The 13,819-nt window shown below is 65.8% G+C and carries 13 protein-coding genes; 4 read left to right on the forward strand and 9 right to left on the reverse strand.

All coding sequences use genetic code 11. From position 1 onward, the window contains the following. Positions 1-342 precede the first annotated feature (342 nt). Positions 343-723, forward strand: a complete 381-nt coding sequence (locus LJ655_RS24885; protein ID WP_230563872.1) for an ElaB/YgaM/YqjD family protein — start codon at positions 343-345, stop codon at positions 721-723. A gap of 110 nt (positions 724-833) precedes the next feature. Here LJ655_RS24885 and LJ655_RS24890 read toward each other — a convergent pair whose 3' ends face one another. The 7 genes from LJ655_RS24890 to pilM form a co-directional block, all read right to left on the reverse strand. Further along, a complete protein-coding gene (locus tag LJ655_RS24890) occupies positions 834-2,021 on the reverse strand; it encodes a deoxyguanosinetriphosphate triphosphohydrolase (RefSeq protein ID WP_230563898.1) in 1,188 nt (395 codons plus the stop codon). Between the two features lie 161 nt (positions 2,022-2,182). Next, positions 2,183-3,259 (reverse strand): 3-dehydroquinate synthase, encoded by a 1,077-nt coding sequence (gene aroB / locus LJ655_RS24895; protein ID WP_425605837.1) that lies wholly within the window; start codon positions 3,257-3,259, stop codon positions 2,183-2,185. Positions 3,260-3,267: 8 nt separating this feature from the next. Beyond that, on the reverse strand, positions 3,268-3,819 hold the full coding sequence (locus LJ655_RS24900; protein WP_230563874.1) for a shikimate kinase: 552 nt from the start codon (positions 3,817-3,819) through the stop codon (positions 3,268-3,270). Between the two features lie 114 nt (positions 3,820-3,933). After that, complete coding sequence (locus LJ655_RS24905) at positions 3,934-5,643, reverse strand: type IV pilus secretin PilQ (RefSeq protein WP_230563875.1); 1,710 nt, start codon at positions 5,641-5,643, stop codon at positions 3,934-3,936. Then, on the reverse strand, positions 5,640-6,548 hold the full coding sequence (locus LJ655_RS24910) for a pilus assembly protein PilP (protein ID WP_230563876.1): 909 nt from the start codon (positions 6,546-6,548) through the stop codon (positions 5,640-5,642). Before LJ655_RS24910 ends, LJ655_RS24905 begins: the two co-directional genes overlap by 4 nt. After that, positions 6,545-7,252, reverse strand: a complete 708-nt coding sequence (locus LJ655_RS24915; RefSeq protein WP_230563877.1) for a fimbrial assembly protein — start codon at positions 7,250-7,252, stop codon at positions 6,545-6,547. Before LJ655_RS24915 ends, LJ655_RS24910 begins: the two co-directional genes overlap by 4 nt. Then, entirely contained in the window at positions 7,249-8,241 is a 993-nt protein-coding gene (gene pilM / locus LJ655_RS24920; RefSeq protein ID WP_230563878.1) for a type IV pilus biogenesis protein PilM, read from the reverse strand. Before pilM ends, LJ655_RS24915 begins: the two co-directional genes overlap by 4 nt. Positions 8,242-8,536: 295 nt before the next feature. Here pilM and LJ655_RS24925 point away from each other — a divergent pair, with 295 nt between their 5' ends. Further along, the gene (locus tag LJ655_RS24925; RefSeq protein WP_230563879.1) at positions 8,537-10,936 is read left to right on the forward strand and encodes a penicillin-binding protein 1A; all 2,400 of its coding nucleotides are present in this window, start codon (positions 8,537-8,539) and stop codon (positions 10,934-10,936) included. Positions 10,937-11,015: 79 nt separating this feature from the next. On the opposite strand, the gene cyaY is transcribed toward LJ655_RS24925, so the two are convergent. Next, positions 11,016-11,336: an iron donor protein CyaY gene (gene cyaY / locus LJ655_RS24930; protein ID WP_230563880.1), complete on the reverse strand. Its 321-nt coding sequence runs from the start codon at positions 11,334-11,336 to the stop codon at positions 11,016-11,018. A gap of 35 nt (positions 11,337-11,371) precedes the next feature. Between cyaY and lptM the strand changes: the two genes are divergently transcribed. Together lptM and lysA are read left to right on the forward strand one after the other, a co-directional pair. After that, positions 11,372-11,716 (forward strand): LPS translocon maturation chaperone LptM, encoded by a 345-nt coding sequence (lptM, locus tag LJ655_RS24935; protein ID WP_230563881.1) that lies wholly within the window; start codon positions 11,372-11,374, stop codon positions 11,714-11,716. 9 nt (positions 11,717-11,725) lie between these two features. Further along, positions 11,726-12,988 carry a diaminopimelate decarboxylase gene (lysA, locus tag LJ655_RS24940; protein WP_230563882.1) on the forward strand — a complete coding sequence of 421 codons (1,263 nt, stop codon included), beginning with the start codon at positions 11,726-11,728 and terminating at the stop codon, positions 12,986-12,988. Between the two features lie 114 nt (positions 12,989-13,102). Here the strand turns inward: lysA and msrQ are convergent, their stop codons facing one another. Further along, a complete protein-coding gene (msrQ, locus tag LJ655_RS24945) occupies positions 13,103-13,810 on the reverse strand; it encodes a protein-methionine-sulfoxide reductase heme-binding subunit MsrQ (RefSeq protein ID WP_230563883.1) in 708 nt (235 codons plus the stop codon). Between the last annotated feature and the right edge of the window lie 9 nt (positions 13,811-13,819).

Raw genomic sequence — 13,819 nt, forward strand, 5'->3', positions numbered from 1 at the left:
GAATTAGGGTAGTCGAATTTTCGCGGCATGGGGAACGCCGTCATCGAATCGATGACGGCGTTTTCATTTGGCTTTTAGCTGGCGTCTCGATGGCCGCGTCAGGCGGTGAGCGTTTGTAAAATTGACTCGCATTCGGCGCGCACACGTGCAATATCTGCGGAAGATACCGGCACGCCGGTCTTCTCGCGGCCGCCGCGCCCGCCGCGGTCCGGGCGGTGTCGAGCTTTGGCATCGAAGTTGCGTTCGGATGGCATCTACTACGCTGCAACCTGATATTGCGTGTGGGCATAGCGTGTCCGCGCGACCGTGCGCGGGGCCTTTCAACTCATCGACGGAGCGACCATGACTGCACTTCCAAATACGCGAGACGCCCTCGGCGAATCCTGGACAAGCGCGAGCCGCCGCGCGCGGCGCATTGCTCGCCATAGCCGCAATGCGGCCGAAGATATCGCGGTCGAGTTGCGCAACCTGCTGTCGGAACTCGAATCAACTTTGGCCGACGGCACGCAGGCCGACGCCACGGCCTTGCGCGGCAAGCTGCGCAAACAACTGGAGGCCGCGCGCGAGCGGCTGAACGACACTCGCGACGCGGTGCGCGACCGCGCGGGAGTCGCGATCTCCGACGCCGATGACTACGTACATGACAATCCTTGGCAGACGATCGCGATTGTCGGTGGCCTTGCGCTGGTGGCGGGGGCATTGCTCGCGTCGCGCTCGCGGTAACGCTGGCTGGCTCGGCTTGACGGTGCTGGCCACGGTGGCGACGGCCGCGGTGGATGCGGCCGCGCTGAGCCGCTGAACGCTAACCCGTTACCGCGCCTGCCCGCCAGCGCCTAGTTCTCGTCGATGACGAACAGCCGCTGATACTCCTTGACCGCATAGCGATCGGTCATCCCCGCGATGTAATGCGCGATCAGACGCGGCTGGCGCGCCGCATCGGCCGACTGGTAGTCCGGCGGCAATAGTCGCGGGTCGTCGGTGAAAGCGTCGAACAGGCCGGCCACGATGCGACGCGCCTTGTTAGCCATCCGCATCACGCGATAGTGGCGGTACAGGTTTCCTAACAGAAAGCGCTTGAGCGCCGCCGCCTGCGCGGCGATTGCATCGCTGTGCGCGACGAGCGGCGGCGCCGCGCGCACGTCGTCGAGCGACGCCGGCGCGTAGCGCGCGAGATTCGCGCGCGTCGTCTCGATCAGATCGACGATCAGCGTATTGATCACACGCCGCACCGTCTCGTGAATCAGCCGTCGCCCTTCGATCTGCGGGTAGTCGCCGCGCGCCGCCTCGCAGTGCGTCTGCCAGAGCTCGACCTCTGCAAGCTGCTCGAGCGACAGGAGACCGGAGCGCAAACCATCGTCGACGTCGTGATTGTTGTACGCGATTTCGTCGGCGACGTTCGCGATCTGGGCTTCGAGCGACGGCTGCCGCCCTGCGAGAAAGCGCTCGCCCAATGCGCCGAGCCGCCGCGCATTGTCGCGCGAGCAATGCTTGAGGATGCCCTCGCGCGTCTCGAAGCACAGGTTCAGGCCATTGAACGCTCCGTAGTGCTCTTCCAGTTCGTCGACCACCGCGAGGCTTTGCAGGTTGTGCTCGAAGCCGCCATGCTCGCGCATGCATTCGTTCAACGCATCCTGCCCGGCATGGCCGAACGGCGTATGGCCGAGATCGTGCGCGAGCGAGATCGCTTCGACGAGATCTTCGTTGACGCGCAGATTGCGCGCGACCGAACGTGCGATCTGCGCTACTTCGAGGCTATGCGTGAGGCGCGTGCGAAACAGGTCGCCCTCGTGATTGACGAATACCTGGGTCTTGTACTCGAGCCGCCGGAATGCGGTCGAGTGGACGATACGGTCGCGATCGCGCTGAAACTCGGTGCGCGCGTTCGGTGCGGCTTCCGCATAGCGACGCCCGCGCGACTGGCTCGAGTGTGCCGCATATGGCGCGAGATGCGCTTCGAGCGCTTGCTGGGTCGGCGCGACGACGGCGGGTATTGCGACAGCGGCAGCGGCTTCGGCGCCGATGGCTGTGTTATGGGTGCCGCTAGCGGCGCCCCTCCCAGCGGCTGCACGCGCGGTCGGGTCATGCTGGAAATCGTCGCTGCGCCTGTCAGTCACCGGATTCTCCGAAACATGGGCGGCGCCTCGTGACGGTGCGAGAAGCGTGGCTGCGGGGCCGGCAGGAACTAGACGGCAGCGGCCAGCGTCGCATGTACGTCGGTGTCGGGCGCCCGAGTGATCAGCGTCTCACCGAAACGCTTCAACAGAATGAACTTGATCGCACAGGCTTCGGCCTTCTTGTCGACTTGCATCAGCTCGATATAACGATCCGCGCCGAGCGCGGGAGCCCGCGTGGGCAGATGCGCGGCCAGCACCACATCGACGAGCCGCTTGCGCGATGCTTCGTCGAGATGGCCGAGGCGCACCGACAGATCCGCCGCCATCACCATCCCGCAGCCGACCGCCTCGCCGTGCAGCCATTCGCCGTAGCCGAGCCCGGCTTCGATCGCGTGGCCGAACGTGTGGCCGAAGTTGAGGATCGCGCGCAGACCGCCCTCGCGTTCGTCCTGCGCGACCACGGACGCCTTGATCTCGCACGAACGCTTGATTGCTTCGGCCAACGCGTCCGGGTCGCAGCGGTTCAAAGCCTCGATATTGGCCTCGATCCAGGCAAAAAAGTCAGCGTCGGCGATCGCGCCGGTCTTGATGACCTCGGCGATGCCCGCCGCGAGTTCGCGCTCGGGTAGCGTGCGCAACGCGCCAATGTCAGCGATGACCGCCTGCGGCTGGTAGAACGCGCCGATCATGTTCTTGCCGAGCGGATGGTTGATGCCGGTCTTGCCCCCGACCGACGAATCCACCTGCGACAGCAACGTGGTCGGCACCTGGATGAACGGCACGCCGCGCATGTAGCAGGCGGCGGCAAACCCGGTCATGTCGCCGATCACGCCGCCGCCGAGCGCGATCAGCGTGGTCTTGCGGTCGGCGCGCGAGCCGAGCAGCGCGTCGAAGATCAGGTTCAGCGTCTGCAGATTCTTGTGCGCTTCGCCATCTGGCAGAACGACCGTGGACACCTGCTTGTTCAGCGGCGCGAGGGCGGCGCGCAGCTTGTCGCCGTAGAGCGGATCGACGGTGGTGTTGGTGACGATCGTGACGGAGTTGCCGGCGATATGCGGTGCGAACAACTCGGTGTGGCCGATCAGATCAGCACCGATATGGATGGGATAGGCACGCTCGCCCAATTCGACGTTGACGGTAATCATACGGTCCATTATGACGCAGGATGTTTGGCGACGCCGGCCATCTCGAGCTGCATCAGAACCATGTTGACGAGTCCGTTGACCGAGGGCCGGCCGGTTTCAATCACGAAATGCGCGCATTCGCGATACAGCGGGTCGCGCACTTCATAGAGCGCTTCGAGACGCGCCTTGGGGTCTTCCGTCTGCAGCAGCGGGCGATTCTTGTCGCGCCGGGTGCGCAGCCAAAGATCGTGCGGATTGGCGCGCAGATAGATCACGAGACCTCGGCTTTTCAGCGCTTCGCGGTTTTCCGGGCGCAACACCGCGCCGCCACCGGTCGCAAGCACAATGTTGTCGCGCTGGGTCAGCTCGGCGATGACGCTCGCTTCGCGATCGCGAAAGCCCGCTTCCCCCTCCAGCTCGAAGATCACCGGAATGCGCGCGCCCGTGCGCACCTCGATTTCATGGTCGGAATCGAAGAACGGGCGCTCGAGAAGGCGCGCAACCGCCCGACCCACAGTGGTTTTTCCTGCCCCCATGAGCCCTACGAAAAATACATTGGCGTGTGCGTCCCGCGCTTGCAACGGTGTCCTCTGGCTAATCCGGTGTAGTTCGTGCCGCAGCTTACTGGCAAAGCGGCTGCCTTGTCGAGCCTGCGCGCCGCCGGCGGACGACGGCGCGCGCTGCTCCTATGTGCCCTATTTGTCCCCCACCACCCGCGGCGTAATGAAAATCGCCAGTTCGCTGCGCGTGTCGCTATGGGTCCGATTGCGGAACAACGCCCCCAGAATCGGAATTTTGCCGAGGATGGGCACCCTCTCGACGTCGTCCCGGTCGCCGGTCTCGTAAATTCCGCCGATCGACACCGTACCACCATCCTCGACTTCGACGCGCGTTTGCACATGCTTGGTGTTGATCGCGGGCCCGGCGTCGGTCTGCGCGCCAACGCTGTCCTTCGCGACGTCGAGATCGAGCACCACGCGGCCATCCGGCATGATCTGCGGCTCGACCTCCAATTTGAGCGTCGCGCGACGAAACTGCACGCCAGATATGCCCTGCCCGACCTTGGCCTGATACGGCAGCTCGGTGCCCTGCTCGACGATCGCCTTCATGCGGTCCGCGGTGACGACTCGCGGGCTCGACACGATTTTCCCATGCCCCTCGGATTCGAGCGCCGAGAGTTCGATGTTCAGCAGCCGTGTTGCGTGCGCCGCGAATAGCGTGAGGCCAGCGGTTGCGGCATCGAAACCGGAGATCGGGCGGGCCGACAAATCGTACACGGTACCTTCCGCGCCGCCGCTCAGCCCTCTCGAATTCCCCTCCGCGCTCGTCCCGGCGAGCGACAACCGCACCCCGAGATTGCGCGAAAAGCCATGGTCGCCTTCGACGATCTGCGCCTCGATCAGCACCTGGCGGGTCGGCCGGTCGACGGAGGCGATCAACGCCGCGATCTGCTCGAGCCGCCCCGCAAGATCGGTGACGAACAGCAGATTGGTGCGAGGATCGGCGGTGACTGCGCCGCGTTTGGACAGCACGCGCTGCGTGCCGGCGCCGGTGAGCAGACGGCGCACGTCCTCGGCGTGCGCGTAGTGGAGCTCGAACGTGCGGCTCGCGAGCGGCTCAAGGTCCGCGGCGCGCGCATGGGCTTCGAAGCGCTGGCGTTCGCGCGCGGCGAGTTCAGCGGCCGGCGCGACCCAGATGACGTTGCCGTGGCGCTCCATCGCCAGATTGTTGACGTCGAGCAGCGTATCGAACGCAGTACGCCACGGCACCTTGTCGAACCGGAGCGATACGGCGCCGCGCACTTTGTCGCTCGCGACGATGTTCAGGCCAGTGAATTCGGCGAAGGCTTTGAGGACCGCGCCGAGCTCCGCGCGCTGGAAATTCAGCGAAATCGGCTGATTGCCCGCAGGAAGGCCAGAATCGTCACTGCCCGCCGTATTGGCGAGGCGCAGCGGCGGCGGCAGCGGGACCGGCGGCCCTTCGAGACTGGGCGCACCGGGCGGATCCTCGCGAGCCGGGGCGGCACGCGGTTTCGGCGGCGGCGGCGCTATCGGGCCGGCGGTGACGCCATCTGGGAAAGCGTCGGAGGCTATTGCTGAAGGCGGAGCCGCCAGCTGAGCGTCCGAGTCCTGGCCCGCGTTTTGTGCGGAAGGCTCACCGAACGGATTCACCGCTTCGCCGATGCTGCCGCGTGGTAAAGGCGCTGTTCCGTCGCTCGTATCGGCCGACGCGGCCGGATCATTGAGCGCGGCGTAGGTCGGCAGCGGCGGCGGCGTCGATGCCTGCGCGATGCCGGCGCCGAGCGTCGCACCGACGTAGAGCCCCCAACACAGCCCGAACCTGCTGGGAAGTGCGCGTCCGGCACCCAACGCCGCCGCGCTCCGTCGCTTGAACGCGCGCATCATGAGGCCTCCGTGAGCGTCAGCGTGCGCGTCGCCCCGCCGTTCGTGAGCGTGATGCCGAGCGCATCGAGCTGCGTGACCCGCTCGACGCCCAGTTGCTGCCCTGCCTTGACCGTCGTCGTGCCGTCCGGCGTATCGAGCAACGCGAGCCCGCGGCTGCGATCTCGCAGCAAACCGACGAGGCGCAACTGCGCAGTGTCACCCGCCTCACCGCTCACGACGATCTGCGACCGCGCAAACGGATCGAAGAATATGAGGTCCTCGTCATCATCCGCTTCGCCGGCGCTTGCGGCGTCCGTCGCGAACGCCGGCCGCAGCGCGTCGTATACGTGCAGCGTCGCGGCAACAGCGAGCCCTTTGCCGTCCTGCTTGATGGTCACGTCGATGGGAACGATCAGCACCGGCAGTTGCGCAAGTCCCTGGAAGAACGCCATCAGGTGAACGAAGTCCGTGCGCGCCGTGAGCTGAATCGCGCGCATCCGCTCGACGCCCTCACCGCTCGCCGCGCCTGGTTCCACCGCGAGCAACGCGACACTGCTTTGCGTGGCCAGCTCGGAGACGATGCGCACGTCGTCGGCGGAACTCCACGGCACGGAAGTCGGCGCCGTGGCAGGCAACGCCGTAGCCGCACGGCGCAGCAACGGCAGTTGCGCGAGCGCGCGCCGCGCATCCGCGAGGCGCTGCGTACTAGCCGCGAGCGCCCCGCGGCTCGCGGCCAGCCCGGCGAGATCGGCCGCGCTCCAGCCGTAGGCGCCGAAGCCGAATACGAGCGCGGCAAGCGTCGCCGCAACGAACCGGCGACGACGCGCGCTCCACGCCTCGAGCGGCACACGCGCCCGCTTGAGCCACTGTGAAAAACCGGCGGACACGTGCGCCGCACCGCTTGGCTCGAAAAAGGTCGTGCTCATCGTGCACCTCCCGTTTGTGCCGCCTTCAACGCGCGTGTCGCTTTCGGCGGTGGATCGCCCCAGCGCAGACGCGCATCGAACTCCACCGGTCCGCCAATCGCCTGTCCTGACGACGTGCCGCTCTTCCCCGCCGGCCGATGCAGATCGCGCATCTCCGCGCCCTGCACGCCGTGGATCGAGCCAAGGCGCTTGAGCCACTCAGCCGAAGCGATATGGCTGCTCGAAGTCGCCAGCACCTCGGTCTCGTGCTCGCGCTGGCGCAACTGACGCAACACGACGTTGCCACCGGGCTCGAAGCTCAGCGCGTCGAGCAGATCGCGCAGACGCACGAGCGGCGTGGCAAGGCTCGCAGCGCGCGCCGCAGCTTTGCGCCGCTCCTCCTCGGCCCGCAACAGCCTCGCGTGCTCTTCGAGCGGCGCGGCGAGCCGCGTCAGCGCCTCGTTGGCCGACTCGCGCCGCGCATCGAGCCGCGCATCGAGCCGCGCTGCGGCAAAACTCTGCCAGCCGGCGACCAGCAGCACGCCCGCGGCGCCGACGCAAGCCGCGACAGCCCAGTCACGCATACAGCGGCGCCGCGCAAGACGCGCATTGCGTTGACGGTACGGCAGCAGATTGAAGCCGCCGAGCCACGGCACAGCGGCGCGCGGATCACGCCGATCGGAATCCGCAGTCGCGCCGGACGAAAACGACAGACCGCCGATCATTCCAGCATCCCGCGCAACGCAAGCCCGAAAGCGACCGCGCCGGCCGGCTCGTGCAGCAACGCGTCGTCGAGCGGCCGTGCATGACTGCCAAGCAGCGCGCATTCGAACGGCAGCACCGAGCAGCCGAGCGCGTCGCCGACATCGGCGAGCGAAAAGCCGACGCCGTCGAGCAGATCGAGTTCACCGCCGATCAGCGCGCAGTCGACCGCCGGACCATGCGCGAGGTCGCGCAACGCGTCGGCGAGATCCGCATGCTCGGGCGCGGGATATCGCACTGTGTTGGCGTTCGCGCCATCGACGACGCGCCAGCCGTACACGCCGTCGGAGCCGACCCACACTGCCGCGTACGGCTCGTTCGGATCGAGTTCACGGCTCGCCGCGTAGCGCATCGCGCGCAGTGCCGCATGCGGCTCGCCATCGATCGCGGAGAGAGAAATGCCCGCGGTCGCCGCGCATTCGATGCGCGCTTCGAGATGCTGACGTGCGGTCGCGGCGATCTTCACCGAGCGCACTGGCCCCGGTATCTCATCGACGTACCAGTCGACCGCGAGCGCATGACGCTCGAGTCCGGCGATGCGCTCCGCCTCGCTCATCACGGCTGGCGCGAGTCCGGCCAATGCAACGCCGCCGTCCTCCTCACAGTCGCTTTGGGCGGCGAGCCGCGCCAGCGGCACCGTCGTCGTCAGCGTGGCCGACGCGGGCACCGCCATCGCGCAGCGCAGCGCGTGCATCGCGCATTCGCGCGGCAAATCGGCGAACGCATCGCGCAGCGCTCGCGCGACGGCCTGACGGTCGACTATCTCGGCGCCCGCCATTGCGCCGGCCGCGAGCGGCACGGTACGCGCATACTCGATATGTAGCGCGCCCCGTGTGCGCGAGCGTTGGCTCAACACAACCAGACGCACGTTTCGCGAACCAACGTCGATGCCGGCGGCGAAACTCTGCCGGCCCTCCCGCACTGCCTGAAACCACGAGTTTTTATAGGCCATCACGCCCTCCCTCTGACTCACGCGACGAACCATTCGAACGCGAGTGATGAAGGATCATTGTCGGCAGACGCACGTCCTAACGACATTCGGCCGAACGGCTAACGCGCACGCGAAGCCGCCCCGGTCGCCATCAAAGCGACTACAGTGGGGACTGCAGCGAACTCATTCCCGCGCCTGTCCGGTGCCCGTTTTGCGTCATGCGCCCGGCGCATGTCGATCGCACGCCGCCCGTAAGCAAGTCGAAAGCAACAACGTCAGGCGGCTATAATCGCGGGACTGTTTTTCCGGTACTCCTATGCAATCCACGTCTCCTACGTCCCCGCCGCCCGCGCCCAAAAAGCGCAAGCGCCCGTTGTGGCAGAAGCTGATCCTCGGCTTTTTCGGCTTGATCGTGGCAGGTGTCGTGTGCGTGGCGCTGCTGCTCGGCTATGCGCTCGTCGTCGCGACACCGAACCTGCCGTCGCTCGACGCGCTGACCGACTACCAGCCGAAGGTGCCGCTGCGCATCTACACGGCCGATCACGTGCTGATCGGCGAATTCGGCGAGGAGCGGCGCGACATCGTGCACATCCAGGACGTGCCCGACAGCCTGAAGAAAGCGATCCTCGCGATCGAGGACGCGCGCTTCTATGAACACGGTGGCGTCGATCTGACCGGCATCGCGCGGGCCGGCTTCGTCGCGCTGACCAATGGCCATGCGACGCAAGGCGCGAGCACGATCACGATGCAGGTCGCGCGCAACTTCTTTCTCTCCAGCGAAAAGACCTACACGCGCAAGATCTACGAGATGCTGCTCGCGTACAAGATCGAGTCGAAGCTGACCAAAGATCAGATTCTCGAGGTGTACATGAACCAGATCTATCTCGGTCAGCGCGCGTACGGTTTCGCGAGCGCGGCGCGCGTGTACTTCGGCAAGGATCTGAAGGACCTGACGCTCGCCGAATCGGCAATGCTCGCCGGTTTGCCGAAGGCGCCGTCCGCGTATAACCCGATCGTCAATCCGAAGCGCGCGAAGGTGCGTCAGGAGTACATCCTGCAGCGCATGTACGAGTTGCGCTACATCACCCAGGAGCAGTACGACGAGGCGAGCCGCCAGCGGCTCGTCGTGAAGGGCTTGGGCAAGGAGTACAGCGTGCACGCGGAGTACGTCGCGGAAATGGTGCGGCAGATGATGTACGCGCAGTATCGCGAAGAGGCCTACACGCGCGGCCTGAACGTCGTGACCACGATCGATTCGGCCGATCAGGACGTCGCCTATCACGCGCTGCGCAAGGGCCTGATGGACTACGAGCGCCGCCACGGCTATCGCGGCCCGGAGGCGTTCATCGATCTGCCCGTCGACGCCAACGAGCGCGAGCAGGCCATCGACGACGCGCTGCTCGAGCATCCCGACAACGGCGAAATCATCGCGGCCGTCGTCACGGCGGCGAGCCCGAAGCAGGTGCAGGCGATGTTCATTGACGGCAATGTCGCGACGATCGAGGGCGACGGCCTGCGTTATGCGCAATTCGCGCTCGGCCCGCGTGCACAGCCGAATCAGCGCATCCGGCCCGGCGCGATCGTGCGGCTCGTGAAGGACGGCGGCGGCGACTGGTCGATTACGCAATTGCCGCAGGTGGAAGGCGCGTTTATCTCGCTGGTGCCGCAGGACGGCGCGATCCGCTCGCTGGTCGGCGGCTTCGACTTCAACAAGAACAAGTTCAATCACGTGACGCAGGCGTGGCGTCAGCCGGGCTCGAGCTTCAAGCCGTTCATCTATTCGGCGTCGCTCGAAAAGGGCCTTGGGCCCGCCACGGTCATCAACGACGCGCCGCTCTTTTTCAGCGCCGCCGAAACCGGCGGCCAGGCGTGGGAGCCGAAAAACTACGGCGGCGGCTTCGATGGTCCGATGACGATGCGCACCGCTTTGCAGAAGTCGAAGAATCTCGTGTCGATCCGCATCCTGAACCACATCGGCCCGAAGTATGCACAGCAATACATCACTCGCTTCGGCTTCGACGCGGACCGACATCCCGCCTATCTGCCGATGGCGCTCGGCGCGGGCCTCGTGACGCCGCTTCAAATGGCGGGCGCGTTCTCGGTGTTCGCGAACGGCGGCTACCGGATCAATCCTTATCTGATCGCCGAGGTCACCGATCAGCGCGGCATCGTCGTCGCGCACGCGCAGCCGCTCGTGGCCGGGCAAAGCGCACCGTTCGCGATAGCGCCGCGCAATGCCTACGTGATGAACAGCCTGCTGCAAAGCGTCGCGCAGCACGGCACCGGCGCAAAGAGCAACGTGCTCAAGCGCACCGATCTCGCCGGCAAGACTGGCACGACCAACGATTCGCGCGATGCGTGGTTCGCCGGCTATCAGCACACGCTGACCGCGATCGCGTGGATCGGCTACGACAACCCGCGCAGTCTCGGCGACAAGGAAACCGGCGGCGGCCTCGCGCTGCCGGTGTGGATCGATTACATGGGACACGCGCTGAAAGGCGTGCCCGAGTACAAGATGGCGCGCCCCGACAACGTCACCGAAATCGGTTCGGAACTTTATTTCGACGACTTCACGCCGGGGCACGGGTTCATCGCGACGGTCGGCGTCAGTCAGGCGACGCTCGATGCCGAGGCGAGCGCGGCAACCGCGGCCGCGCCGGAGCAGGTCGGCGAGCAGGAGAAGCAGGACATCATGAATCTGTTCCGCGGACACTGAGGCCGCGCCGACGTGCCGTCGGCAAAGAAAAACCGCCGGGTTCGATACGCGGCGGTCCTGTTTTGAGAGCGCTTCGAGCTTATTGCGCGGTAATCCGCACCGGCTCCCCTGCCTGCTGCGTCGCATACTCCGACAACGCCGCGAAAAACTCCGAGCCGCTGCGCGTGTCGCGCCATTCACCATCGACGAAACGGAAGTGGAACCCGCCGGCCTTCGCCGCGATCCAGATCTCGCTCATTGGCGGCTGAAGGTTGACGATGATCTTCGAGCGATTCTCGAATTCGAGCGTCAGGACGTTGCCGCTGCGCTCGAGCTCGATGTCGGCGCCGATGTCGTCGAGCGCGCTCTCGATGGCGGCCAGCACGGCTTCCGCACGGGTCAGGTAATCACTATCGGACATGCTAAACTCCATCGATTATTCATTCAGGGACAGTCATGCGAGTCGTAACTCGGATGCGCGCGGCAGCGCCCGGCCGCGCGATTGTATCGGTTTTAGTCATTCTCGCAGGTTGTGCGCTTACCGGCTGCGGCCAACGCGGCTCGCTCTATCTGCCCACCGTACCGCCGCTGCCTGCCCCGCCGGCTCATCGCACGCAAACGCCGTCGACCGATCAGACCCAACCGGTTAGCGGCAACACGGCCGACAAAGGCTCGATCCCGGACACCTCGGGCACGCCGCTCACGCTTGCCCCCGAAGACCACCTCGCGACACCGCCTGCTTCGGCGGCATCGGCTCCCGCAGTGCCGCTGCCCGCCTCTGCCGTCCCGTCCGTTCAATAAGACTCTCGCATGACTCGATCCGCATTTGACTACGTCGACGGCGTATTGCACGCCGAAGGCGTGTCCGCCGTTTCTCTCGCCGAGCAGTTCGGCACGCCGTTGTACGTCTATTCGCGCGCCGCACTTACCGCTGCCTGGAACGCCTATGCGGGTGCCTGCACCGGGCGTCGCGCGAGCGTGCATGTGGCCGTCAAGGCCAACAGCAATCTCGCGGTGCTGAACGTGTTCGCGCGCCTCGGCGCGGGCTTCGATATCGTGTCGGGCGGCGAACTCGCACGCGTGCTCGCGGCCGGCGGCAAAGCGGAAAACACCGTGTTTTCTGGCGTCGGCAAGCAGGCGAGCGAAATGCGCGACGCGCTCGCGGCGGGCGTCAAGTGCTTCAACGTCGAATCGATTCCCGAACTCGATCGCCTCAATGCGGTAGCCGGCGAGATGGGCAAGAAGGCGCCGGTATCGCTGCGCGTCAATCCCGACGTCGACGCGAAAACCCATCCGTACATTTCCACCGGCCTGAAGACGAACAAGTTCGGCGTCGCGTTCGAAGACGCACGCGCCACCTATCAGGCGGCTGCGGCAATGGCGAATCTCGAGGTGGTCGGCATCGACTGCCATATCGGCTCGCAGATCACCGAAGTCGCGCCCTATCTCGACGCGATCGACAAGGTGCTGGAACTCGTCGAGCAGATCGAGCAGGACGGCGTGACGATTCGCCATATCGACGTCGGTGGCGGTCTCGGCATCACCTACGACGACGAAACGCCGCCGGAAATTGGCGAGTTCGTGCGCACGGTGCTCGATCGTATCGAAGCGCGCGGCCACGCTCACCGCGAAGTCTATTTCGAGCCGGGTCGCTCGCTGGTCGGCAATGCGGGCGTGCTGCTCACGCGTCTCGAGTTTCTGAAGCCGGGCGAGGACAAGAACTTCGCGATCGTCGACGCAGCGATGACCGATCTCGCGCGCCCCGCGATGTACGACGCGTATCACGCCATCGAGCCGGTCGTGAAGCGCGACGTGCCCGCGCACGTATACGACGTGGTCGGCCCGGTCTGCGAAAGCGGCGACTGGCTCGGCCGCGAACGGCTGCTCGCGGTCGAACCCGGGGATCTGCTCGCGATTCGCTCGGCCGGCGCGTACGGCTTTGTGATGAGCTCGAATTACAACACCCGTGCGCGCGCCGCCGAGGTGATGGTGGATGGTACACAAGCCTATGTGGTTCGCGCGCGCGAGGACGTCAAACAGCTGTTTGCGGGTGAAACGATTCTTCCGGCGTAAACGTCAGCACCAGCGACAGACCCCACGGTCGGACGCAGAAATGAAAATGGCGATGCCAAGGTGGCATCGCCATTTTTCTTTGCGGCGGCAGCGTGACGTGGGGGTGCCTCAGCGTCATCGGCGGCGCACTCCCGTGTTCCGCTCGCGTATCCATACCACCAGTCGCCATCCCAGCAGCGCGATCATCACCGTGCCGTAAATCTTCGGCAGCAGCAGATCGTGCTTGCCCGCCTTCATCCACCAGAAATGCAGAATCGCGAGCGTGCCGATCACGTAGATCGCGCGATGCAGCGTCTGCCAGCGACGCCCGAGCTTGCGCACCATCGCGCGCGGCGACGTAACCGCGAGCGCGATCAGCAGCACGAACGCGGCGAAGCCCACGGTGACGAACGGCCGCTTGCCGATGTCCTTCGCAATCTCGGCGACATCGAACCACTTGTCGAACCACAGGTACGTGGTGAAGTGCAGCGTTGCATAGAAGAACGTGTAGAGCCCGAGCATGCGCCGGAACCGCACCAACGCGGCGACACCGGTCAAACGGCGCAACGGCGTTACGGTAAGCGTGATGCACAGGAACACGAGCGTCCACAGGCCCGTCGAGCGTGTAACGAACTCGATCGGATTCGCGCCGAGCCGGTCGGTCATGCCGAACAGGACGAGGCGCGCGAGCGGGTACAGCGCCGCAATGAAGACCCCGACTTTCGCCGGTACCACCCAGCGCGCCCCGCCAGTGGGACGCGGCCTCGCCGCCGACGTCGAGGGCGAGGTCGCGCGCGGTGACGCCGGCTCGGTCCGGCTGAGAGATTGCGTATCGGAAGCCATCGCGTGCGC

It is taken from the genome of Paraburkholderia translucens (genome assembly GCF_020881035.1).
In the GTDB taxonomy this organism is placed as follows: domain Bacteria; phylum Pseudomonadota; class Gammaproteobacteria; order Burkholderiales; family Burkholderiaceae; genus Paraburkholderia; species Paraburkholderia translucens.

What these genes read in the sequence shown, in the direction of transcription:
- LJ655_RS24885 (WP_230563872.1), top strand. Translation starts at nt 343, where the DNA reads ATGACTGCACTTCCAAATACGCGAGACGCCCTCGGCGAATCCTGGACA.
- aroB (WP_425605837.1), bottom strand. Translation starts at nt 3,259, where the DNA reads ATGATTACCGTCAACGTCGAATTGGGCGAGCGTGCCTATCCCATCCAT.
- LJ655_RS24905 (WP_230563875.1), bottom strand. Translation starts at nt 5,643, where the DNA reads ATGATGCGCGCGTTCAAGCGACGGAGCGCGGCGGCGTTGGGTGCCGGA.
- LJ655_RS24910 (WP_230563876.1), bottom strand. Translation starts at nt 6,548, where the DNA reads ATGAGCACGACCTTTTTCGAGCCAAGCGGTGCGGCGCACGTGTCCGCC.
- LJ655_RS24915 (WP_230563877.1), bottom strand. Translation starts at nt 7,252, where the DNA reads ATGATCGGCGGTCTGTCGTTTTCGTCCGGCGCGACTGCGGATTCCGAT.
- pilM (WP_230563878.1), bottom strand. Translation starts at nt 8,241, where the DNA reads ATGGCCTATAAAAACTCGTGGTTTCAGGCAGTGCGGGAGGGCCGGCAG.
- LJ655_RS24925 (WP_230563879.1), top strand. Translation starts at nt 8,537, where the DNA reads ATGCAATCCACGTCTCCTACGTCCCCGCCGCCCGCGCCCAAAAAGCGC.
- cyaY (WP_230563880.1), bottom strand. Translation starts at nt 11,336, where the DNA reads ATGTCCGATAGTGATTACCTGACCCGTGCGGAAGCCGTGCTGGCCGCC.
- lptM (WP_230563881.1), top strand. Translation starts at nt 11,372, where the DNA reads ATGCGAGTCGTAACTCGGATGCGCGCGGCAGCGCCCGGCCGCGCGATT.
- lysA (WP_230563882.1), top strand. Translation starts at nt 11,726, where the DNA reads ATGACTCGATCCGCATTTGACTACGTCGACGGCGTATTGCACGCCGAA.
- msrQ (WP_230563883.1), bottom strand. Translation starts at nt 13,810, where the DNA reads ATGGCTTCCGATACGCAATCTCTCAGCCGGACCGAGCCGGCGTCACCG.